At 58.5% G+C, this 21,097-nt stretch carries 22 protein-coding genes and 1 pseudogene; 15 read left to right on the top strand and 8 right to left on the bottom strand.

Features of this window, described 5'->3' with window-relative positions:
• Positions 1–219 precede the first annotated feature (219 nt).
• The gene (gene yaaA / locus FGA82_RS23465) at positions 220–999 is read right to left on the bottom strand and encodes a peroxide stress protein YaaA (protein WP_141128922.1); all 780 of its coding nucleotides are present in this window, start codon (positions 997–999) and stop codon (positions 220–222) included.
• A 275-nt stretch (positions 1,000–1,274) separates the two neighbouring features.
• Here yaaA and FGA82_RS23460 point away from each other — a divergent pair, with 275 nt between their 5' ends.
• The 6 genes from FGA82_RS23460 (at position 1,275) to FGA82_RS23435 (ending at position 6,549) form a co-directional block, all read left to right on the top strand.
• Positions 1,275–2,399 carry a polysaccharide deacetylase family protein gene (locus tag FGA82_RS23460; protein ID WP_141128921.1) on the top strand — a complete coding sequence of 375 codons (1,125 nt, stop codon included), beginning with the start codon at positions 1,275–1,277 and terminating at the stop codon, positions 2,397–2,399.
• Positions 2,400–2,736: 337 nt separating this feature from the next.
• Positions 2,737–4,131: a PhoH family protein gene (locus FGA82_RS23455; protein ID WP_141128920.1), complete on the top strand. Its 1,395-nt coding sequence runs from the start codon at positions 2,737–2,739 to the stop codon at positions 4,129–4,131.
• Between the two features lie 187 nt (positions 4,132–4,318).
• On the top strand, positions 4,319–4,792 hold the full coding sequence (gene moaC / locus FGA82_RS23450) for a cyclic pyranopterin monophosphate synthase MoaC (protein ID WP_016985015.1): 474 nt from the start codon (positions 4,319–4,321) through the stop codon (positions 4,790–4,792).
• Positions 4,789–5,031, top strand: a complete 243-nt coding sequence (locus FGA82_RS23445; protein WP_016985014.1) for a MoaD/ThiS family protein — start codon at positions 4,789–4,791, stop codon at positions 5,029–5,031. Before moaC ends, FGA82_RS23445 begins: the two co-directional genes overlap by 4 nt.
• A 3-nt stretch (positions 5,032–5,034) precedes the next feature.
• Positions 5,035–5,487, top strand: a complete 453-nt coding sequence (moaE, locus tag FGA82_RS23440) for a molybdopterin synthase catalytic subunit MoaE (RefSeq protein ID WP_038357637.1) — start codon at positions 5,035–5,037, stop codon at positions 5,485–5,487.
• A gap of 285 nt (positions 5,488–5,772) precedes the next feature.
• A complete protein-coding gene (locus tag FGA82_RS23435) occupies positions 5,773–6,549 on the top strand; it encodes an ABC transporter substrate-binding protein (protein WP_141128919.1) in 777 nt (258 codons plus the stop codon).
• Positions 6,550–6,659: 110 nt separating this feature from the next.
• On the opposite strand, the gene FGA82_RS23430 is transcribed toward FGA82_RS23435, so the two are convergent.
• The 5 genes from FGA82_RS23430 to FGA82_RS23405 form a co-directional block, all read right to left on the bottom strand.
• On the bottom strand, positions 6,660–7,286 hold the full coding sequence (locus FGA82_RS23430) for a helix-turn-helix transcriptional regulator (RefSeq protein WP_141128918.1): 627 nt from the start codon (positions 7,284–7,286) through the stop codon (positions 6,660–6,662).
• Positions 7,287–7,379: 93 nt separating this feature from the next.
• Positions 7,380–8,507, bottom strand: coding sequence for an NAD(P)/FAD-dependent oxidoreductase (locus FGA82_RS23425; RefSeq protein WP_141128917.1), 1,128 nt, complete (start codon positions 8,505–8,507; stop codon positions 7,380–7,382).
• 148 nt (positions 8,508–8,655) lie between these two features.
• Positions 8,656–9,606, bottom strand: a complete 951-nt coding sequence (locus tag FGA82_RS23415; protein WP_141128916.1) for an ornithine cyclodeaminase family protein — start codon at positions 9,604–9,606, stop codon at positions 8,656–8,658.
• A 135-nt stretch (positions 9,607–9,741) separates the two neighbouring features.
• Complete coding sequence (gene rhlB, locus FGA82_RS23410) at positions 9,742–11,220, bottom strand: ATP-dependent RNA helicase RhlB (RefSeq protein WP_141128915.1); 1,479 nt, start codon at positions 11,218–11,220, stop codon at positions 9,742–9,744.
• A 97-nt stretch (positions 11,221–11,317) separates the two neighbouring features.
• Positions 11,318–11,974: an alpha/beta hydrolase gene (locus tag FGA82_RS23405; protein WP_141128914.1), complete on the bottom strand. Its 657-nt coding sequence runs from the start codon at positions 11,972–11,974 to the stop codon at positions 11,318–11,320.
• Between the two features lie 468 nt (positions 11,975–12,442).
• Here FGA82_RS23405 and FGA82_RS23400 point away from each other — a divergent pair, with 468 nt between their 5' ends.
• The 4 genes from FGA82_RS23400 (at position 12,443) to FGA82_RS23385 (ending at position 16,603) form a co-directional block, all read left to right on the top strand.
• A complete protein-coding gene (locus tag FGA82_RS23400; RefSeq protein WP_007914328.1) occupies positions 12,443–13,474 on the top strand; it encodes an amino acid ABC transporter substrate-binding protein in 1,032 nt (343 codons plus the stop codon).
• A 66-nt stretch (positions 13,475–13,540) separates the two neighbouring features.
• The gene (locus FGA82_RS23395) at positions 13,541–14,722 is read left to right on the top strand and encodes an amino acid ABC transporter permease (protein ID WP_141128913.1); all 1,182 of its coding nucleotides are present in this window, start codon (positions 13,541–13,543) and stop codon (positions 14,720–14,722) included.
• 10 nt (positions 14,723–14,732) lie between these two features.
• Entirely contained in the window at positions 14,733–15,827 is a 1,095-nt protein-coding gene (locus FGA82_RS23390; RefSeq protein ID WP_141128912.1) for an amino acid ABC transporter permease, read from the top strand.
• Positions 15,828–15,838: 11 nt separating this feature from the next.
• On the top strand, positions 15,839–16,603 hold the full coding sequence (locus FGA82_RS23385) for an amino acid ABC transporter ATP-binding protein (RefSeq protein ID WP_008080191.1): 765 nt from the start codon (positions 15,839–15,841) through the stop codon (positions 16,601–16,603).
• A 53-nt stretch (positions 16,604–16,656) separates the two neighbouring features.
• Here the strand turns inward: FGA82_RS23385 and FGA82_RS23380 are convergent, their stop codons facing one another.
• Both FGA82_RS23380 and FGA82_RS23375 read right to left on the bottom strand, forming a co-directional pair.
• Positions 16,657–17,142 (bottom strand): type II TA system antitoxin MqsA family protein, encoded by a 486-nt coding sequence (locus tag FGA82_RS23380; RefSeq protein ID WP_141128911.1) that lies wholly within the window; start codon positions 17,140–17,142, stop codon positions 16,657–16,659.
• On the bottom strand, positions 17,139–17,447 hold the full coding sequence (locus FGA82_RS23375; RefSeq protein ID WP_141128910.1) for a type II toxin-antitoxin system MqsR family toxin: 309 nt from the start codon (positions 17,445–17,447) through the stop codon (positions 17,139–17,141). Before FGA82_RS23375 ends, FGA82_RS23380 begins: the two co-directional genes overlap by 4 nt.
• 166 nt (positions 17,448–17,613) lie before the next feature.
• Between FGA82_RS23375 and FGA82_RS23370 the strand changes: the two genes are divergently transcribed.
• The 5 genes and pseudogenes from FGA82_RS23370 to FGA82_RS32565 all read left to right on the top strand — a co-directional run.
• Complete coding sequence (locus tag FGA82_RS23370; protein ID WP_141128909.1) at positions 17,614–18,273, top strand: FadR/GntR family transcriptional regulator; 660 nt, start codon at positions 17,614–17,616, stop codon at positions 18,271–18,273.
• Complete coding sequence (locus tag FGA82_RS23365) at positions 18,263–19,567, top strand: CynX/NimT family MFS transporter (protein WP_141128908.1); 1,305 nt, start codon at positions 18,263–18,265, stop codon at positions 19,565–19,567. The genes FGA82_RS23370 and FGA82_RS23365 overlap by 11 nt, the downstream gene beginning before the upstream one ends.
• A 238-nt stretch (positions 19,568–19,805) precedes the next feature.
• Entirely contained in the window at positions 19,806–20,276 is a 471-nt protein-coding gene (locus tag FGA82_RS23360) for a nuclear transport factor 2 family protein (protein WP_077571232.1), read from the top strand.
• 39 nt (positions 20,277–20,315) lie between these two features.
• Positions 20,316–20,618 carry a GIY-YIG nuclease family protein gene (locus FGA82_RS23355; protein ID WP_141128907.1) on the top strand — a complete coding sequence of 101 codons (303 nt, stop codon included), beginning with the start codon at positions 20,316–20,318 and terminating at the stop codon, positions 20,616–20,618.
• Between the two features lie 8 nt (positions 20,619–20,626).
• Positions 20,627–20,853: pseudogene (locus tag FGA82_RS32565) on the top strand (phage portal protein); the annotation flags it as partial.
• Between the last annotated feature and the right edge of the window lie 244 nt (positions 20,854–21,097).

The raw sequence follows: 21,097 nt of genomic DNA, 5'->3' as shown, positions 1-21,097 counted from the left end.
TTTATAGGGCGATAATCGCGTTAGATAGTTTTGTGCCACTACCACGAAAAAATTTAGGTGCCACTACTGAAAAAAATGATCAGTGTCGAGTGAAACTAATCTTAGAAAAGACAGGGAAGAATTTCTGGCGCCATTAAAATGGCGAATTGTCGCGAGGGTTTTTTGACATCGTGCGAGCTGCACGACTCTTTATATAAAGAGTCGTGCATTGGGCATGCTTTATTCGGGGGCGTGGTCGCGCAAAAACACCAGATTGTCCGGTTTTGAGTGCTCGGCGCTGTAGCGATAACCCTGCACATCGAACTGCTTGAGCAGAGCCGGATCGTTGATTTTTTCCTGGATCACGAAGCGGCTCATCAGACCACGAGCCTTCTTCGCGTAGAAACTGATGATCTTGTACTGACCGTTCTTCTGATCCTTGAACTCGGTGTTGATGATCCGTGCGTTCAAAGCCGTGCGTTTGACCGCCGAGAAGTATTCGTTGGAAGCGAGGTTGAGCAGCACGTCGTCGCCCTGATCGACCAGCGCTTCGTTCAGCCATTCGCTGATGCGCGTGCCCCAGAAAGCGTACAAGTCCTTGCCCCGGACGTTGGCCAGTTTGGTACCCATTTCCAGGCGATACGGTTGCATCAGGTCGAGGGGGCGCAGCAGGCCATAGAGGCCGGAGAGCATGCGCAGGTGTTTTTGCGCGTAGTCGAAGTTGGCTTCGCTGAAGGACTGTGCGTCGAGACCGGTGTAGACGTCACCCTTGAACGCGAGCAGCGCCTGCTTGGCGTTTTCCGGAGTGAAGGCGGGTGTCCAGCTGCCGAAGCGCGCGGCGTTGAGCCCGCCGATCTTGTCGGACACGTGCATCAGTTCGCTGATCTGCGCCGGCGTCAGGTCGCGCAGTTGCAGGATCAGTTCCTGAGAGTGGTCGAGATATTGCGGCTGGGTGAAGCGCTGGGTCGCCGGCGGTGTTTCGTAATCGAGGGTCTTGGCGGGGGAAATCACCATCAGCATGAAGTCGTCTCCTTTAATCGTGGGGGCGATTCTAGGGGGTTGTCCGAGTTGACTCCAGCTATCAAGCCCATAGGTGATCGACGGCTTGGCGATGATCGTTCCCACGCTCTGCGTGGGAACGCCGCCCGTGACGCTCTGCGTCACCGTCGAACCTGGACGCGGAGCGTCCGGGGAGGCGTTACCACGCAGAGCGTGGGAACGATCATCCGTGGCTAAGGGGAATCGTGTGGGATCAGCTATAGTGCCGCGCGGGTTTTGTTATGGAGACATCCCTTTTGCGCATTGTTCTTTTATTCACCGCGTGGCTGTTGAGCTTTGGTGCCGTGGCGGCGCCGGGCGATGTGGCGACGCTGGATCGCAGCACTTGGCCAGAGCAGCTCAGCAACCCGACGCTGTTTGATGTGGCGTCCCGGGCGGAAATCCTCATGTTCGCCCGTGTTCTGCTGGGTACCGAATCGATGGACGAAGCCGCGTTGGCTCAGCGTCTGGGCCTGCGCACGATCAACATCGACGCGGTCAACAGCCTGCGTCAACGTCTTTGGCAGCGCTTGTTGGCGAACTACAACTACGCCCAGCAAAGCTGCGATCAGGACGCCTCGTTCTGCTTCCTCGTCGAAGATCTGCCGACCCTGCGTGAGCAAGCCGCCAAGTTCGTGGTCAGCGACGACAGTTATTACACCAAATGGGCCGAACCGAGCCGGATCTTCCATGTGCAGTATCTGGACGAGTTGATGCGCAAGGCTGCGCTGTCGCCGCAGACCAGCAACGAATTCGATCGTTTCGGCGACTACGAGCGCAACGGTGACGAGATGCACGACCGGCTGTTTCTGCTGACCTTCGACAGCGCCGCCAACCTGCAACCGGACAACACCGGTTGGCTCACCGAATACCTGCGCAAGGCGAACCTGAACGGCACGTTCTTCGTGTTGGGCAAGGATATTCAGGCGCGGCTGGCTGATCGTTCGGTCAGCAGCCTGCAGGCGAGCTTCTCCAAACAGTGCGTCGGTGTGCAGGGTTGGGAGTTCCGCTCCCACAGCCACTGGCAGGACTGGCAGGATTCGGTGCGGCGCAGCGCTGATCTGGTGAAGAACAAATTGCCGGAAAACTACGTGCCGCTGTTCCGTCCGCCGGAAGGTCAGCGCCGCAGCGATGCGCAAGGTTTCTTCAACACTCAGGGCCTGCAAGTGGCGCTGTGGGACATCGATGCCCAGGACGGCGCCGGCAAACTCAAGGGCTCAGCGAGCGCGCAGCGGGTTCTGACCCTGATGCTGTTGTGGCGTCACGGTGTGATCAATTTCAACATGAAACAGGACGCGGTGAAGACCTCGTTGCCGTGGTTGATCACGCAAACCGCGCAAAGCGGCATCGGTTGGGAAGACTGTCAGGACGCGTTTCGCTGAGAAACGCTGAAAGCCCGTAAACATTGGGCCTGGGGCGATTTTTTTGCAGGATTCGGTGCAGGCGGACTTCCGACTTTAGCGGGGTCTGGGCTGTCCGCCAAGGGCTTTTCGTCACTCTGCAAAATAAACTTAAAAAAACCGTCAAAGTACTTTTTTATGTCATCGGTTTTGGAGTATTACGAAGACAGACCGCCGAAACCTGCAACACAGGTGGCGTCTTCCAAGACCCGTTTGTTTGCAGTCACTTGAATCTCCGCAGGTTAGATTTCGGCAGTCACTTCGAGGCGCAGCACCGCCCAGGTATTGCGTCTACTGGCTCTGACAAAGGTGACCGAGTATGGATGATCACGGACGTAGCCCTTCCTCCAACCAGCCAATCCTTTATGTACTCGATACCAACGTATTGATTCACGATCCAAATGCCCTGCTGAATTTCGAAGAACACCACGTCGCGATCCCGATGACCGTGCTTGAAGAGCTGGACAAGCTCAAGAGCGGGCATCACAGCGTTGCCGCCGAATGCCGTCAGGCCATCCGGCTGATCGACAAGACCTTGGGCGATGCTTCTCCGGAAGATGTCGAACTGGGCGTGCCGATCCAGCGCGGTAAAGGCGGGCCGAAGGGCTTGCTGTCAATTCTGATGAGCAAGCAGGCCGAATCGAACCTGATTCTGCCGGAGCATCTGAACGACAACAAAATCATCAACCAACTGATCGACCTGCACACCCGCGACCCGAAAAAGCCTGTGGTGTTGGTCACCAAAGACATCAACATGCGCCTCAAGGCGCGCGCCTGCGGCATCGATGCCGAGGATTACAGCACCGACCAATTGGTCGATGACGTGTCCCTGCTGCCCAACGGCTACCACAACATGACCGGCTCTTTCTGGGACCGCGTGAGCAAGGTCGAAACCCGTCAGGATCACGGCCGCACCTGGCATCAAGTGCAACTGATCGACAACCTGCCGGCGGTGCACATCAACGAGTTCATCATTGATGAACAGGGCTTTGTCGGCTGGATCAAGGAGATTGATGAGGCCAAACTGCTGATCCTCGACCTGCATCAGGAACCGCTGCTGCATCAAGAAGCGTGGGGGCTCAAGCCGCGCGACATTTACCAGAGTCTGGCGCTGTACGCGTTGCTCGATCCGGACATTCATCTGGTCAATCTGTCGGGTGCCGCCGGTTCCGGTAAAACCATTCTGGCGCTGGCCGCTGCGATCGAGCAGACCATGGTCAGCAAGCGTTATCGCCGAATCATTGCCACCCGCAGTGTGCAAGGCCTGGACCAGGAAATCGGCTTCCTGCCCGGCACCGAAGCGGAAAAAATGGAGCCTTGGCTGGGCGCCATCACCGACAACCTCGAAGCCTTGCACATGGATGACGAAAACACCCATGGCAGCGTCGACTACATCCTCAGCAAAGTGCCGTTGCAGTTCAAATCGCTCAACTACATTCGCGGTCGCAGCTTCCAGCAAAGCCTGATCCTGATCGACGAATGCCAGAACCTCACGCCGCACCAGATGAAAACCATCATCACCCGTGCCGGTGCCGGTTCGAAAGTGGTGTGCCTGGGCAACCTCGCACAGATCGACACCCCTTACCTGTCCGCGACCAGCTCCGGGCTGACCTACCTGACCGAACGCTTCAAGGACTTCCCCAACGGTGTGCACATCACCCTGCAAGGGGTGCCTCGCTCGATTCTGGCCGAATACGCCGAAACCCATCTCTAAAAGCAGCTAATAGCTCCAAGCTATAAGCGGCAAGATACAAGCGTAGAGAGTGTTTCTCTCATGCCCTTGTAGCTTGCCGCTTAATGCTTGCAACTGCTTAAATGCTGCCATTCCATACCTGCAGACTACTGCGCTTTTCACTTGCCGCTTGTAGCTTGCCGCTCGCAGCTGCCTCAAGGAGGCCCCCGTGCTGACTCATCTCGATTCCCAAGGTCGCGCCAACATGGTCGACGTCACCGAAAAAGCCGTGACGTTCCGTGAAGCGACGGCCCAAGCGCTGGTGCGCATGCTCCCCGAAACGCTGCAGATGATCGTCAGCGGCGGCCATCCCAAGGGTGACGTGTTCGCCGTGGCGCGCATTGCCGGCATCCAAGCGGCGAAGAAAACCAGCGATCTGATTCCCCTCTGCCATCCGCTGATGCTGACGGGTGTCAAAGTCGAACTCAGCGCGGATGGCGAAGACACCGTGCGCATCGTCGCCCGCTGCAAATTGTCCGGGCAGACCGGCGTCGAGATGGAGGCGCTGACCGCCGCCAGCGTTGCCGCCCTGACCATCTACGATATGTGCAAAGCCGTCGATCGCGGCATGACCATCGAAAGCGTGCGCCTGCTGGAGAAGGTCGGTGGCAAGAGCGGGCACTTTCAGGCGGAGCAGCCATGAACCTGACCGTGAAGTTTTTTGCCCGTTACCGTGAAGCGCTGGGTGTGGATTCGGTCAAGGTTGAAGGTGATTTCGCCACCGTCGATGATGTGCGTGCGTTGTTGGCACAGCGCGACGGCGCCGAAGTGCTGAGCGAACAGAACCTGATGTGCGCACGCAATGAAGACCTTTGCCAGCTCGATGAACCAGTGGTCGATGGCGACGAAGTAGCGTTTTTTCCCACAGTGACCGGGGGCTGAACCATGGCGATTCGCGTGCAGGCCACGCCGTTCGATCCGGGCGCTGAAGTCAATGCAATGCACGCGGCCAATGTCGGCGTCGGTGCAGTGGTGAGTTTTGTCGGCTACGTGCGCGACTTCAACGATGGGCTGGATGTGGCGGGGATGTTTCTTGAACACTATCCGGGCATGACCGAAAAAGCGCTGGGCAAGATTGCCATCGAGGCCGAGCAGCGCTGGCCGTTGTTGAAGCTGGAAGTGCTGCACCGCATCGGCGCGCTGGAACCGGGCGAACCGATCGTCTTTGTCGGCGCCGCCAGCGCCCATCGCCAGGCCGCGTTCGATGCCTGCGCCTTCGTCATGGACTACCTGAAAACCCGCGCACCGTTCTGGAAGAAAGAAAACACCAGCGACGGGCCGCGTTGGGTTGAGGGGCGGGACAGTGATCATGCCGCGGCGGATCGCTGGAAGAAGTAATTCCTGTAGCGCCCTTCAGTAAGCCTTCGCGAGCAAGCTCGCTCCCACATTGGATCTGTGTCGTTCACAAATCCAATGTGGGAGCGAGCTTGCTCGCGAAGGGGCCATCTGCAACAGCAAAAGCCTTCCAGACACTCTCTTCTCGCGGATTGACGGCTTGTACATATAAGTCCAATATGGAATTCAAAGTACAAAAACAGCTTCAGTCTTGCCGCTCGTAGCTCCCCGCTACCAGCTGCTCTTCTTCATCTTGCCAAACCAACAACAACCCGCGAGAGAACGAACATGAAGAAACTCCCCCTCATCACCGGTCTGGCCCTGAGCCTGTTGTCCTGCGCCAGCGTGTTCGCCGCCGAGCAAACCCTGCGCATTGGCATTGAAGCCGCCTACCCACCGTTCGCCTCGAAAACCGACAAGGGCGAAATCGTCGGTTTCGACTACGACATCGGCAATGCCCTGTGCGCGCAGATGAAGGTCAAGTGCGTGTGGGTCGAAGGTGAGTTCGATGGTCTGATTCCCTCGCTGAAGGTGAAGAAAATCGACATGGCCCTGTCGTCGATGACCATCAACGAAGACCGCAAGAAGTCGGTGGATTTCACCCACAAGTACTACTTCACTTCGTCGAGGCTGGTGATGAAAGAAGGCGCCAGCGTTGACGATCAATACGCCAGCCTGAAGGGCAAGAACGTCGGCGTGCAGCGCGCGACCACCACTGATCGTTACGCCACCGAGGTGTTCGAGCCGAAGGGCATCAACGTCAAGCGCTACAGCAACAACGAAGAGATCTACATGGATTTGGCGGCAGGGCGGCTGGATGCGATTTTTGCCGACACCATTCCATTGAATGACTTTTTGTCGATGCCGCGTGGCAAGGGGTATGCGTTTGTCGGGCCTGAGTTGAAGGATCCGAAGTACGTGGGCGAGGGCGCGGGAATTGCGGTGCGCAAAGGCAATGTCGAACTGGTCAGCCAGTTGAATGGCGCCATCGACGGCATTCGCGCGAGTGGCGAATATCAGAAGATTTCCGAGAAGTATTTCAAGTCCGACATTTACGGCGACTGATCAATCGCATTCGCGAGCAAGCTCGCTCCCACATTGGATCTGCGGTGTTCAGAAATCCATTGTGGGAGCGAGCTTGCTCCCGAAGAGGCCGGAACTATCGATGAAGATCTCTAGCCCTTCATTTCCTTCAAATGTTTGTACACCGTCGCCCGCCCCATGTTCAGCACATTGGCCACATAGTTCGAGGCGCTCTTGCCCTTGAACGCGCCTTCGGCGTGCAGCGCCAGCACCAGTTCACGTTTGTGATCGCGGGTCAGCAGGTTCAGGCTCAGCTGCCGCTCGCGCAGCCAGGCGTGAAGGAAAGTGTTGATGCGCTCCTGCCAGTCATCACGAAACAGTGAATCCGGTTGCGGGATCAGCTTGCTCGGCGAGAGGAACAGGTCCAGCGCAGCCTTGGCGTTCTCGAACAACGAAATATTCAGATTGATGCACAGCACCGCCAGCGGCAGGCCTTCGCTGTCGCGCAGGACGCTGCTCAGGCTACGGATCTTCTGGCCATCCCAATTGAGCTTTTCGTACGGGCCGATGTTCCGCTCGGCGACATCCTCGCTGAGCATGTCTTCCAGTGACGAGTCGTCGCCGATCTCGCGTTTGGACAGGTTGTTGGCAATGTAGTCGACCTTCTGCGTGCGCAAGTCGTGCAGCACCACTTCGGCGTGCGGATAGAACAGCGTGGCGATGGCGTCGGCGATGGCGCGGAAGTTATCCAGGGCCGGGTCGAATTCAGGGGCGGTCATGACAGTGGAGCTCCAGGCAGCGTCAACGCCCCCGTGATCAGGAGGCGCTGCGAGTGTGCCGCAATCCGTTGGGCGCGTCATCCGGGTGGACGATCAGGCGAGGCGGGCAGGCGAGAGCATGGCGCTGCTCAGCCCGAAGTTGCGCAAGTGCTCGGGCAGTGGCTCGCCACGCACCAACGCCGCGCTGGCCTGGCCCATCGCCGGCGAAGTCTGAATGCCGTAACCACCCTGTGCGGCGACCCAGAACAATCCCGGCACCTGCGGATCGAAACCGCTGAGAAGATCACCGTCGCCGACGAAACTGCGCAGCCCGGCCCACGTGCGGGTTGGACGGCGGATGGTCAGCGTGGTGGCTTCCTCGATCTGGTAAATGCCCATGGCGATGTCCAGTTCTTCCGGCTGCACGTCGTGGGGTTCGACCGGGTCGGCGTTGGCCGGTGAACCGAGGAACATGCCGGCGTCAGGCTTCATATAGAAGGATTCGTCGAGGCTGACCAGCATCGGCCAGTGATGAATGTCGACGCCTTCGGGCCCGGCGAAGATAAAAGCGGCGCGGCGTTTCGGTTGCAAACCCAACGGCCTGGCGCCGGCCAGTGCACCGATCTTGTCGGCCCAGGCCCCGGCGGCATTGATGATTACCGGTGCACTGAAGGTCTGGCCGTTGGTTTGAACGTGCCATAGGCCGTCGGTGTCGCGGTTCAGGCCGAGCACTTCGCAATCGGTGCGCACTTCGCCGTGGTTACGGCGGATTCCGCGCAGGTAGCCCTGATGCAAGGCGTCGGTATCGATGTCGCTGGCGCTCGGATCGTAGATCGCGCCGTGGACTTTTTCCCGGCGCAGGATCGGCAGTCGCGCACAGGCTTCATCGGCAGTGAGCAACTGCATCTCAGGGACTGTGGCTTTGGCACTGAGGTATTGGTTGTTCAGTTCGGCGGCGTCACCGCTGAAGTCGACGGTCATTTCGCCGCGCGGGGTCAGCAGCGGGTGTTCGCAGAAACCGCTGGGCGGGTTGTCGAAAAACGCCCGGCTGGCCTGGGTCAGTGCGCGCACTTGCGGCGTGCCGTACGCGGCGGTGAACAGCGCAGCAGAGCGGCCGGTGGAGTGATAGGCCGGGTGCGATTCGCGTTCGAGTACGATCACTTTGCCGTGAGGCGACAGCCAGAAACCGCTGGAAGCGCCGGCAATCCCGCCGCCGATGATGATGAAATCTGCCTGGCTCATGAAGGTCTCCTGATGCTCGAAATATGAAAATACACGCAATCCCTGTGGGAGCGAGCTTGCTCGCGAAAGCGATCTATCAGTCAACACATTCGGTGAATGTCAGACCGCATTCGCGAGCAAGCTCGCTCCCACATGGATTGCATCAGGCTTAATTCTGGTGATGGAGGAGATAAACCGCATTGGCCAGGGCAATGTCTTCCAGGCCAAGGCCGATTGAACGGAAGAACACGTGACGATCGTAATCGGGCCGCTGGACTTTCTCGCTGAGCAAGTCGGCGAGATCGCCGACAATCGAATCCTTGCTCCAGCCATGCTGTTCTGCGGCGATCAACATCTCCCCCGCCGACCCCGGCGTGGTCAGACGATAGTCGCACCACACCTGCATGTCGTTGAGGCTCTGCGGTGGTACTTCGTGGGCGCGCGGGGCGTTGGTGCTGATCGAGGTGATCAGGGCCGGTTTGCTCAATGCGGCAGGATCGATGACCGGGCCGGCGGACGAGGTGCACAGCATGATCACATCAGCCTCGGCGATGGCCGCATCACTGCTGTCAGCGATCTTCAGATTGGGCGTGATGGCTTTCAACAGTGCCTGGGTTTGCGCGTCGGCGGACAGACTTGGCGAATACAAACTGATGCTCTGCCAGTCACGCAGAGACTTCACGTAATGCAGATGCGCCTGCGCAACCTTGCCGCTGCCGATGATCGCCAGTCGCGTGGCATTCAGCGGCGCGAGGGCGTCGACCGCCACGGCAGTGGTCGCAGCGGTGCGCGCGGTGGTCAGTTCACCGGCATCGCAGAGCAGCAGCGGTTGGCCGGTTTTCATCGACATCAGCAGCGTCCACGCCGTCACCAGCGCACCTTGCTCGCGAACGATGTACGGCGAGGTCTTCATGCCGTACACGCCGTCTTCAGCCAGCACGCCCAGATAGTTGATGAAGTCGCCGGCACCCTGCGGGAATTCCACCAGTTGTTGCGCAGGCTGCACGGCATTTCCCGCGGCAAGGTCGCGAAACAGCTTGCGCAGGATCTGCGGCACATCGATGCGCACCAACAACTCGCGGGCCCGATGCTGGTCTATCACGTAGGGTGTATCGGACATGTCAGGCTCCGGAGTCTAGATCTAAACTAATTTGTCCATTATGGACTTTTAGTTTTCTCTCGCAAGCACCTGATCAAATGCCGGGCAAAAAAAAGCGCAGTCCGTTGCCGGCTGCGCTTTTCTGCTAAACGTCGCTTACTGCGGACGCTTGCGCTCAACCGCACGCAACAGATGCGTTGGCGGCGTTTCACAGCTGATCTTGCGACCGAGCTTCTCTTCGATGGACGGCAACTGGTAGGAGTCGTCCTCACCGGCGAAGCTGATCGACACGCCATCGGCGCCGGCACGACCGGTCCGGCCGATGCGGTGCACGTAGTCGTCGGGAACTTCCGGCAGGGTGAAGTTGATTACGTGGCTGATGCCGTCGATGTGGATGCCGCGACCGGCTACATCGGTGGCGACCAGCACGCGAATCTTGCCTTCGCGGAAACCTTCCAGGGTTTTGATGCGCTTGTGTTGCGGCACATCGCCGGACAGTTGCGCGGCGTTGATGCCGTCGCGCACCAGACGTTCTTCGATACGACGCACTTCGTCCTTGCGGTTGGCAAATACGATGACCCGCTCCCAGCCGTTATCGTTGACCAGGTTGTAGAGCAGTTTGTATTTGTCGGCACCGGCCACCGCGTAGATGTGCTGCTCGACGTTTTCGTTGGCCACGTTCTGCGACTCGATCTCGACGATCGACGGGTCGGTAGTCCACTGCTTGGCGAGGTTCATCACGTCTTCGGTGAAGGTCGCGGAGAACAGCAGGGTCTGGCGCTCGGACTTCGGCGGGGTCTGGCGAATGATCTGCCGCACTTGCGGGATGAAACCCATGTCGAGCATGCGGTCGGCTTCGTCCAGCACCATCACTTCGACCATGTCCAGATGCACGTCGCCGCGCTGGTTGAAGTCGAGCAGACGGCCCGGGGTCGCAACAAGAATGTCGCAGTGGCGCGCTTCGAGGTGCTTGAGTTGCTTGTCGAAGTCCATGCCGCCAACGAACGTCATGACGTTGAGGCCGGTGTACTTGGTCAGGTCAGCGGCGTCCTTGGCGATCTGCACCACCAGCTCACGGGTCGGCGCGATGATCAGCGCACGGGGTTCGCCCATGTAGCGTTCTTTCGGCGGCGGCGTTTGCAGCAGTTGGGTGATGATCGAGATCAGGAACGCGGCGGTTTTGCCGGTGCCGGTCTGCGCGCGGCCAATGGCGTCTTTGCCGGCGAGGGTGAAGCCCAGCACCTGTGCCTGGATCGGCGTGCAATACGGGAAGCCCAGATCCTGAATGGCGTGCATCAGTTCTGGCGACAGTTTGAAATCATGGAAGCGGGTTTTGCCTTCCTGTGGCTCGACGACGAAATCTTCGAGTTTCCACGGGATGACTGGTGCCTTGGGCTTCGGTTCGCGGCGCGGTCTGGCCGGTTTCGGCGCTTCGCTGGGGGCAGGCTCGGCGGCAACTGGCGCGGCCGGTGCGGGTTTTGGTTCGTGTTTCGGTGCCGCTACGTGAGAGGGGCGGTCGGCCTGTGGGGCATCGCTGCGATGACCGGGGGCGTGCGACGGCGCACTGGGAACTGGCGCGAGCTGCTCAGCCTCGCTTTTACCGAACATCTTCTTGAGTGCTTTGAGCACGGTCATCTCATCAATTGGTTAAGGAATGTACGCCGGCCAGTGTAATGCAAGAAACGGGCGCGGCGTAGGGGGAGGGATCAAAGGGCGATTTTAATCTCGATACTTAGCGCAGGCGTTCGCTCAACCAGACACCGATGTCGCGAATTTCCTCGGGTAACACTTCGTGCTCCATTGGGTACTCCTGCCATGTCACGGTGACACCATGCTTCACCAAATGCTCATAGGCACTGCGTCCCATCGAGTTCTGCACCACGCCATCGAACTGGCCGTGCAGGCATATCGCGGGAATCCGCTGCTGACTGGCTGAAAGCTGCATCTCATCACTGAAGGTCGGCGCATACGTCGACAACGCCAGCACACCGCCCAACGGCCCCTGCCATTTCACAAATGCGGTGTGCAACACCACGGCGCCACCCTGGGAAAACCCGGCGAGGAAAATTCGCGAGGCGTCTATTCCGCTGGCGCGCTCGTTTTCGATCAATTCAATGATGCGATCCGCCGACGCTTCCAGCTCATCACGGTCGATCGCTCGCGCCGGGCTCATGGCTTTAATGTCGTACCAGCTGGGCATGGCATATCCGCCATTTATCGTCACTGGACGAGTCGGTGCCTGCGGCAGGACGAAGCGCGTGCTCAGCAGGCTTTCCTGCAACGCCTCGGCGACCGGCAGGAAGTCGTAGCGGTCGGCGCCGAGGCCGTGCAGCCAGATCACGCAGGCGTCTGCGGGCTTAACAGGCTGAAGAATCAAGGGCTCGGTCATGTCTGCTCCAAAAATGTGCGGGCGCTCTCAATAAGTGCGTGATTCGAGTGCGCGTCGGGTTGATCCGTTAAGAAGATGTCGCAAGGTTACAAGTTTTGCTATTGACCTGTCGCCGAATCGATTCCGCGACAGGTGTGGTACGGGCTTTGCTATGAAAGGTTCTGTACGAAGCGTCCTACGCGTGGCGGTAACACTATCAGTGTACGACCCGCGACGGGATTGCAAAGAATCCGGTGATGGATGTTCGCCAATGGCCGCTACGGGCGCAGCGAACGTGAAAGGGCTACAGCCCGTTCGGCCGATTGGTGAGAAGTGAGTTGTCCATGATGTGGATTTTCTCCTACTAGACTCATAGCGAAGGTCTTACGTCGGTTGACCCCAAAAAAAGCCAACACGGGTCAACAACGCCTCAAAAGGGTGCGACTGGACTCAAGCTCCGACACAACAAGAGCAAAACTGGAGGTTTGAATGAAGATGTTGAAATCCACCCTGGCCATCGTGACTGCAGCAACAGTACTCGGTGTCAGCGGGTTCGCTCAGGCGGGTGCAACCCTGGATGCAGTGCAGAAGAAAGGTTTCGTGCAGTGTGGCGTGAGCGACGGTCTGCCGGGCTTCTCGGTACCGGACGCGACCGGCAAGATCCTCGGGATCGACGCTGACGTCTGCCGCGCTGTGGCCGCTGCCGTATTCGGCGACGCGACCAAGGTCAAATTCAGTCAGTTGAACGCCAAGGAGCGCTTCACCGCGCTGCAATCGGGCGAGATCGACATCCTGTCGCGCAACACCACCATGACCAGCTCCCGCGACGCGGGCATGGGCCTGAAATTCCCGGGCTTCATTACCTACTACGACGGCATCGGCTTCCTGGTGAACAACAAGCTGGGCGTGAAGAGTGCCAAAGAGCTGGACGGTGCAACCATCTGCATCCAGGCCGGTACCACCACCGAGCTGAACGTTTCCGACTACTTCCGTGGCAACGGTCTGAAATACACCCCGATCACTTTCGACACCTCCGATGAAAGCGCCAAATCGCTGGAATCCGGTCGTTGCGACGTGCTGACCTCCGACAAGTCCCAGCTGTTCGCCCAGCGCAGCAAGCTGGCCTCGCCGAAGGACTACGTGGTGCTGCCGGAAACCATTTCCAAAGAACCACTGGGCCCGGTCGTACGTAACGGCGACGACGAGTGGCTGGCCATCGTCCGTTGGGTTGGCTACGCGCTGCTCAACACCGAAGAAGCCGGCATCACGTCGAAGAACGTCGAAGCTGAAGCCAAGTCGACCAAGAACCCGGACGTCGCCCGTATGCTCGGTGCTGACGGCGAGTACGGCAAAGACCTGAAACTGCCGAAAGACTGGGTTGTGCAGATCGTCAAACAAGTCGGCAACTACGGCGAAATCTTCGAGAAAAACCTCGGCAAGAGCACTCCGCTGGAAATCGACCGCGGCTTGAACGCCCTGTGGAACAACGGCGGCATTCAGTACGCACCACCAGTGCGCTAATGGTTCTATCGCCCGGCGGGCCAACCGCCGGGTGATGTTCTTGTTCCATTTCTTCCGGGGCACTTCATGCAAAATTCAATCGGCGCACCAAAGCAGAGGTTCAGCCTCAGCGATCCACGAGTGCGTGCGTGGCTATTCCAGATCATCACCGTTGTGGCGGTGGTCTCGCTGGGCTGGTACTTGTTCGACAACACGCAAACCAACCTTCAGCACCGGGGCATTACCTCCGGTTTCGGCTTTCTGGAGCGCAGTGCCGGGTTCGGCATCGCTCAACACCTGATCGACTACACCGAAGCGGACAGCTATGCCCGCGTCTTCGTCATCGGTCTTCTCAATACCTTGTTGGTGACAGTGATCGGCGTGATTCTGGCGACGATCCTCGGTTTCATCATCGGTGTGGCGCGGCTGTCGCAAAACTGGATCATCAGCAAACTGGCGACCGTGTATGTGGAAGTGTTCCGCAACATTCCGCCGCTGCTGCAGATTCTGTTCTGGTATTTCGCGGTATTCCTGACCATGCCGGGGCCGCGCAACAGCCACAATTTCGGCGACACTTTCTTCGTCAGCAGCCGTGGCCTGAACATGCCGGCCGCGCTGGCTGCCGACGGTTTCTGGGCGTTCGTGATCAGCGTCGCAGTGGCCATTGTCGGCATCGTGTTGATGACGCGCTGGGCCAACAAGCGCTTCGAAGAAACCGGCGTGCCGTTCCACAAGTTCTGGGTGGGCCTGGCGATTTTGCTGGTGATCCCGGCGTTGTGCGCACTGATCTTCGGCGCACCGCTGCATTGGGAAATGCCGAAGCTTTCAGGCTTCAACTTCGTCGGCGGCTGGGTGCTGATCCCGGAACTGCTCGCTCTGACCCTGGCCCTGACCGTTTACACCGCGGCGTTCATCGCCGAGATCGTGCGTTCCGGGATCAAATCGGTCAGCCACGGCCAGACTGAAGCGGCGCGTTCGCTCGGCCTGCGCAACGGCCCGACCCTGCGCAAGGTGATCATCCCGCAAGCCCTGCGCGTGATCATTCCACCGCTGACGAGCCAATATCTCAACCTGGCGAAAAACTCTTCGCTGGCGGCCGGTATCGGTTACCCGGAAATGGTTTCGCTGTTCGCTGGCACCGTGCTCAACCAGACCGGTCAGGCGATCGAGGTGATTGCCATCACCATGAGCGTGTACCTGGCGATCAGTATCAGCATTTCCCTGCTGATGAACTGGTACAACAAGCGCATTGCGCTGATCGAGCGGTAAGGAAAAGCGCATGAGTACTCATACTTTCAAACCCGACATGCCCCCACCGAACAGCAGCATCGGCGTGGTGGCGTGGATGCGCGCGAACATGTTCTCCAGCTGGCTCAATACCCTGCTGACGCTGTTTGCGTTTTACCTGATCTACCTGGTGGTGCCACCGATCCTCAGTTGGGCGATTGTCGATGCCAACTGGGTCGGCACCACCCGCGCCGACTGCACCAAGGACGGCGCCTGCTGGGTGTTCATTCAGCAGCGTTTCGGCCAGTTCATGTACGGCTACTACCCGACGGAGCTGCGCTGGCGTGTCGACCTGACCGTGTGGCTGGCGGTGATCGGCGCAGCGCCATTGTTCATCTCGCGTGTGCCGCGTAAAGCGATCTACGGGCTGAGCTTTCTGGTGCTGTACCCGATCATTGCTTTCACCCTGTTGCACGGCGGTTTCGGTCTGAGCAATGTCGCGACCAGTCAGTGGGGCGGCCTGATGCTGACCCTGGTGATCGCCACTGTCGGCATCGCCGGTGCCTTGCCGCTGGGGATTGTGCTGGCGCTGGTTCGTCGTTCGAACATGCCGGCGATTCGTGTGGTCTGCGTGACCTTTATCGAGTTCTGGCGCGGCGTGCCGTTGATCACGGTGCTGTTCATGTCTTCGGTGATGCTGCCGCTGTTCCTGCCGGAAGGCATGAACTTCGACAAGCTGCTGCGGGCGCTGATCGGCGTGATCCTGTTCCAGTCGGCCTATGTGGCCGAAGTGGTGCGCGGCGGTCTGCAAGCGATCCCTAAAGGTCAGTACGAAGCGGCTGCGGCGATGGGCCTCGGTTACTGGCGTTCGATGGGCCTGGTGATCCTGCCGCAAGCCCTGAAGCTGGTGATCCCCGGCATCGTCAACACCTTCATTGCGCTGTTCAAGGACACCAGCCTTGTGATCATCATCGGCCTCTTTGACCTGCTCAACAGCGTCAAGCAAGCCGCTGCCGATCCGAAATGGCTGGGCATGGCCACCGAAGGCTATGTGTTCGCCGCCCTGGTGTTCTGGATTTTCTGTTTTGGTATGTCGCGCTATTCCATGCATCTGGAACGCAAGCTCGACACTGGCCACAAGCGTTAGGAGTTGTGTAAATGAGTGAAGCAATCAAAAAGCCTGTAGGTCCTGAAGGCATTATTCAGATGCAGGGCGTCAACAAGTGGTACGGCCAGTTCCACGTGCTCAAAGACATCAACCTCAATGTCAAACAGGGCGAGCGTATCGTCCTGTGCGGCCCGTCGGGTTCCGGCAAGTCGACGACGATTCGTTGCCTCAATCGTCTGGAAGAACACCAACAGGGCCGCATCGTCGTCGATGGCGTGGAACTGACCAACGACCTCAAGCAGATCGAAGCGATCCGCCGTGAAGTCGGCATGGTGTTCCAGCACTTCAACCTGTTCCCGCACCTGACCATCTTGCAGAACTGCACCCTGGCGCCGATGTGGGTACGCAAGATGCCCAAGCGCAAGGCTGAGGAAATCGCCATGCATTACCTGGAACGCGTACGCATTCCGGAGCAGGCGCACAAGTTTCCGGGGCAACTGTCCGGTGGTCAGCAGCAGCGTGTAGCGATCGCCCGCGCCCTGTGCATGAAGCCGAAAATCATGCTGTTCGATGAGCCGACTTCAGCACTCGATCCGGAGATGGTGAAAGAGGTTCTGGACACCATGATCGGTCTGGCGGAAGACGGCATGACCATGCTTTGCGTGACTCACGAGATGGGCTTTGCCCGTACCGTGGCGAACCGCGTGATCTTCATGGACAAGGGTGAAATCGTTGAGCAGGCGGCGCCGAATGACTTCTTCGATAATCCGCAGAATGAGCGGACGAAGTTGTTCTTGAGTCAGATTTTGCATTGATGGTTTGTGAGTAAAACGAACCCGGCCTTGTGCCGGGTTTGTTTTTTTATGGGTCAGGAGGTGGTGAGAGGTTCTTGTTCTTTGTGCTCAGTGAACTTGAAAGCGCCTCTTAAATCAGCCCCTTCGGCCAAGACTCTCGCGTCGGCAAGCAAGTGTGGATAGCGATCCAGCAGACGCATGAGCAGCATCAATGCTTTCGGCGGAAGCACCTCGCCGCGTTCGTATCGTGAAAATGCGTTGTGCCCGCCCCCTGAAAGTAATTGCACAGTTTCCTTTTGCGTCAGCTGCAGTTTGCGACGGATTTTTTTCATTTCGTCACCTACCATTTTTCTGCAGGCGATAACGAGTTCATCGCATGCATCGGAATACCGCTGCCCGCACTCAACGTCCAATTCGACCTCACCGCACTTCTGGCACTCCCAGCCCGACAAATCGTCGATCCGACGCTCCATTCCCTTGGCGCTCACGGTTTCGCCTCGACCCTTGAAATGCACCATGCCTTCCGGGGCGCCGCAACTGACACACTGCTGCGTATTCATGAATGGTTCTCCAAAGAGATCACGGGTGGGCGCCTGTCGTAGTGATATGACACCTTGATGTAAATCTCCAAACCATGTGATTGGATGTGATAGACGTCTTGCCAAATACGGTGATCGTCATAAGTCGTCATCGATTTGTACAACATGCCGCGCTGCAGTTTGAGAACGATTTCTTGCATCTCTTCGAGAGTGAGTTTGAGTGCAGTGCCCGTTTTTCTTGCCGTGTGCGTGAAAGCCCTCCAGCCAAGTCGCCTGACATCCGCCTTGATCACCGCCAAGTCGTAATGGGGTGTGTTCTTTTCCATAAGAAACCAAAACCCTGTCCCTGAAATTACCCTTAAAGGGTAATTTTGACCAATCGAAAATACCGCTTCATGTGTCTCCGATTGACCCTAGGTGGTTGCCGTCCTACACGGGTCTGACTAACATGTCAGAAAATTCATCCTATGATTGGATGAAAGGGCGAATCCTATGTCAGACATTTCTCCACTCATCAAACGATCCCTGGTCGATCAGGCCTTGGATCAACTCCGTCAGCGCATCAACAGCGGTGCCTGGCAGGTCGGCGAGCGTTTGCCGACCGAGCCCGAGCTCTGCGCCGAACTGGGCATCAGCCGCAATACCGTGCGCGAAGCCATGCGCGTACTGGCGTTTTCCGGGCTGATCGAGATTCGTCAGGGCGACGGCAGTTACCTGCGCGCAGTGGTCGATCCGATGGATACCCTGAAAGCGCTGTCGCAATGCTCGCTGGAACAGGCGCGGGAAACCCGCCACATCCTCGAAGTCGAGGCCATCGGACTGGCGGCGTTACGTCGTACCGAAGAAGACCTCGTCGCATTGCGTGATGCCCTCGGCACCAGCGGCAGCCATTACCACGGCGACCTCGACACCTACATCGCCTGCGATCTGGTGTTCCATCGGCGTCTGGTCGACGCCGCGCACAACCCGACCCTCAGCGAGCTGTATCGCTATTTCTCCAGCATCGTCGGCGCGCAATTGCGCCAGACCCTGAACATCGTCCCGCGCCGTCAGGAAGTGTTCGACCTGCACATCGAGTTGCTCGATGCGGTCGAGCAACGCGACCCGGAACGGGCCAAAGCCTTATCGAGGCAATTGATCAATGAACCTTGAAACCGAGAAGTCCATGTCCCGCAGTGAGATATCCACAACCCCGAAACGTACGGCAGAGCTCGAAGAACTGCTGATCGACGCCGAGGCCGACGACGAGCAAGTGCAACAGAGCCATCCGCTGGTGCGCCGGCCGTGGTTGTTGCTGCTCGGCTTGATTCTGGTCGCGCTGAATTTGCGCCCGGCGCTGTCGAGCATGGCACCGCTGCTCAGTGACGTGTCGAAAAGCCTCGGCTTGTCGGCGGCTCAGGCCGGTCTGCTGACCACGCTGCCGGTGCTGTGCCTCGGCTTGTTCGCCCCGCTGGCGCCGATTCTGGCGCGGCGTTTCGGTGCTGAACGTGTAGTGCTTGGGATTCTGCTGACACTGGCTGGCGGGATCATTTTGCGCAGCAACTTTGGCGAGATCGGGCTGTTCGCTGGCAGCGTATTGGGCGGCGCGAGCATCGGCATCATCGGTGTTCTGCTACCCGGGATCGTCAAGCGCGACTTCGCCAAACACGCCGGCACCATGACCGGTGTCTACACCATGGCGTTGTGCCTGGGCGCGGCGATGGCAGCGGGTTCCAGCGTGCCGTTGAGCGAGCATTTTGGTGGCAGCTGGACGATGGGCCTGGGTTTCTGGGTGATTCCAGCGCTGATTGCAGCGGTGTTCTGGCTGCCGCAAGTCGGGCAGAAACATGGCGCGCACAACGTCGCCTATCGCGTGCGCGGTCTGCTGCGTGATCCGCTGGCCTGGCAGGTGACCTTGTACATGGGCCTGCAATCATCGCTGGCCTACATCGTGTTCGGCTGGTTGCCGTCGATCCTGATCGGTCGTGGCCTGACGCCAACCCAGGCCGGTTTGGTGTTGTCCGGTTCGGTGATCATTCAACTTGCCAGCTCGCTGGCCGCACCATGGCTGGCCACTCGCGGCAAGGATCAACGTCTGGCCATCGTTGTGGTCATGGCGCTGACCCTTGGCGGTCTGTTCGGCTGCCTGTATGCGCCGATCGAAGGTTTGTGGGGCTGGGCGATTCTGCTGGGTCTGGGGCAGGGCGGTACGTTCAGTCTGGCGCTGACGTTGATTGTGCTGCGTTCGCGGGATTCCCATGTCGCGGCGAACCTGTCGAGCATGTCTCAGGGCTTCGGTTATACGCTGGCGTCGATGGGGCCGTTCGCGGTCGGTGTGGTGCATGACTGGACCGGGGGCTGGAATGCAGTGGGCTGGATCTTCGGCATCATTGGCACAGGCGCGATCATTGCTGGCCTCGGTGCCGGGCGCGCGCTGTACGTGCAAGTGCAAAGCGAGAAGATCTGACGCGTAACCCTTTTTTGGGGGCAGTGATATCCAATGTGGGAGCGAGCTTGCTCGCGAAGACGGTGGTTCAGGCACAGATCATGTTGAATGTGCCGGCCTCTTCGCGAGCAAGCTCGCTCCCACAGTTTTTGGGGCGCCTTGAAGATCTTGCGTGGTATTCGCTGGGCGAATGCCGATAGTGTTTCTGCGCATTGCAGATTATCGTGCTGGCAATCTGTACCTATTTTGGAGATTGCCCATGAGCGAAGCCCACGCCGCGTTGATCACCCGCTTCTACCAGGCCTTCCAGCGCCTCGACGCCGAAGCCATGGCCGCGTGCTACACCGATGATGTAGTGTTCAGCGACCCGGCCTTCGGCGAACTGCGCGGGCGCGATGCCGGCGACATGTGGCGCATGCTCACCACCCGGGCCAAGGATTTCTCGCTGACCTTCGACAACGTCCGTGCCGATGAGCGCAGCGGCGGCGCGCATTGGGTCGCGACCTACCTGTTCAGCCAGACCGGCAACATCGTCATCAACGATATCCAGGCCCGTTTCGTCTTCCGTGACGGCAAGATCTGCGAGCACCACGACCATTTCGATTTGTGGCGCTGGTCGCGTCAGGCGCTGGGTTTCAAAGGCCTGCTGCTCGGCTGGACGCCGCTGGTGCGTAACGCCGTTCGTGCCCAGGCGCTGAAGGGACTGAAGGCATTTCAGGCCGGTCGCTGATAAGATCGCCGCCTGTTTCCTACACGTCTTGATCCCGAAGTGACCAGCATTAGCGAAAAATCTGTCGATGTTGCCGAACCGGTGAGCAAATCCTGGTTCGTCTACCTCGTTCGCGCCGCCAATGGCTCGTTGTATTGCGGGATCAGCGACGATCCGGTGCGCCGTTTCGCCAAGCATCAAAGCGGCAAAGGCGCACGGTTCTTCCTCTCCAGCCCGGCCATGGCGCTGGTCTACACCGAACTGTGCCGCGATAAAGGTGATGCGTTGCGCCAGGAACGTTTGATCAAAAAACTCAGAAAGAGCGCGAAGGAATGTCTGGTCGCGTCTTATCAATCTGACTGATTGCAACAAAAGACCAGTTCGAGTGCATCAATAACATCACGCGCAATGACGTGATCGCGGCGTGGCGGATGAACCCTGCGCTGGCGGGCGCATGCCTGAGAATGCGGCCGGAGTTGGTGATGTCGAGATAATTGATCGAGTGTATATGAATATTGATATAGGACCGATCTGCCAGTTGTTTATGCCGCTCAATAAGAGGGATAGGGAGGTAGGTTGGAAACAGGCCTGGATGTAGTCGATTTTCAGTGGCGATATATACCGTCACTGAAATAATTACATTATTAAATGTTCGAATTAATCTTGATCGCTTGCGAAACCTGCGCGTGAAAAGCAGCGGGATATGTTTGAACAGTTGAGTTCGGTCATTTAGGGGGGCGGTGCTGTTGCTTTGTACGGAGCCCTATAAATCCAGTTTTGAGCATGATTGCTATATCAGGGTATCAGTTATTTCCAATCGATCTTAATACCTGTCAAGTATG

The organism is Pseudomonas fluorescens (genome assembly GCF_005938625.1).
GTDB classification, from domain to species: Bacteria; Pseudomonadota; Gammaproteobacteria; order Pseudomonadales; family Pseudomonadaceae; genus Aquipseudomonas; species Aquipseudomonas fluorescens_BD.
Note: the sequence above shows the minus strand (reverse complement) of the source record. Positions and strands in the feature narration are given on the sequence as shown.

Bases quoted from the DNA above. Each gene is read 5' to 3' on its own strand.
- yaaA (WP_141128922.1), bottom strand. From the start codon at position 999: ATGCTGATGGTGATTTCCCCCGCCAAGACCCTCGATTACGAAACACCG.
- FGA82_RS23455 (WP_141128920.1), top strand. From the start codon at position 2,737: ATGGATGATCACGGACGTAGCCCTTCCTCCAACCAGCCAATCCTTTAT.
- FGA82_RS23445 (WP_016985014.1), top strand. From the start codon at position 4,789: ATGAACCTGACCGTGAAGTTTTTTGCCCGTTACCGTGAAGCGCTGGGT.
- moaE (WP_038357637.1), top strand. From the start codon at position 5,035: ATGGCGATTCGCGTGCAGGCCACGCCGTTCGATCCGGGCGCTGAAGTC.
- FGA82_RS23435 (WP_141128919.1), top strand. From the start codon at position 5,773: ATGAAGAAACTCCCCCTCATCACCGGTCTGGCCCTGAGCCTGTTGTCC.
- FGA82_RS23430 (WP_141128918.1), bottom strand. From the start codon at position 7,286: ATGACCGCCCCTGAATTCGACCCGGCCCTGGATAACTTCCGCGCCATC.
- FGA82_RS23425 (WP_141128917.1), bottom strand. From the start codon at position 8,507: ATGAGCCAGGCAGATTTCATCATCATCGGCGGCGGGATTGCCGGCGCT.
- FGA82_RS23415 (WP_141128916.1), bottom strand. From the start codon at position 9,606: ATGTCCGATACACCCTACGTGATAGACCAGCATCGGGCCCGCGAGTTG.
- rhlB (WP_141128915.1), bottom strand. From the start codon at position 11,220: ATGACCGTGCTCAAAGCACTCAAGAAGATGTTCGGTAAAAGCGAGGCT.
- FGA82_RS23405 (WP_141128914.1), bottom strand. From the start codon at position 11,974: ATGACCGAGCCCTTGATTCTTCAGCCTGTTAAGCCCGCAGACGCCTGC.
- FGA82_RS23400 (WP_007914328.1), top strand. From the start codon at position 12,443: ATGAAGATGTTGAAATCCACCCTGGCCATCGTGACTGCAGCAACAGTA.
- FGA82_RS23395 (WP_141128913.1), top strand. From the start codon at position 13,541: ATGCAAAATTCAATCGGCGCACCAAAGCAGAGGTTCAGCCTCAGCGAT.
- FGA82_RS23390 (WP_141128912.1), top strand. From the start codon at position 14,733: ATGAGTACTCATACTTTCAAACCCGACATGCCCCCACCGAACAGCAGC.
- FGA82_RS23385 (WP_008080191.1), top strand. From the start codon at position 15,839: ATGAGTGAAGCAATCAAAAAGCCTGTAGGTCCTGAAGGCATTATTCAG.
- FGA82_RS23380 (WP_141128911.1), bottom strand. From the start codon at position 17,142: ATGAATACGCAGCAGTGTGTCAGTTGCGGCGCCCCGGAAGGCATGGTG.
- FGA82_RS23375 (WP_141128910.1), bottom strand. From the start codon at position 17,447: ATGGAAAAGAACACACCCCATTACGACTTGGCGGTGATCAAGGCGGAT.
- FGA82_RS23370 (WP_141128909.1), top strand. From the start codon at position 17,614: ATGTCAGACATTTCTCCACTCATCAAACGATCCCTGGTCGATCAGGCC.
- FGA82_RS23365 (WP_141128908.1), top strand. From the start codon at position 18,263: ATGAACCTTGAAACCGAGAAGTCCATGTCCCGCAGTGAGATATCCACA.
- FGA82_RS23360 (WP_077571232.1), top strand. From the start codon at position 19,806: ATGAGCGAAGCCCACGCCGCGTTGATCACCCGCTTCTACCAGGCCTTC.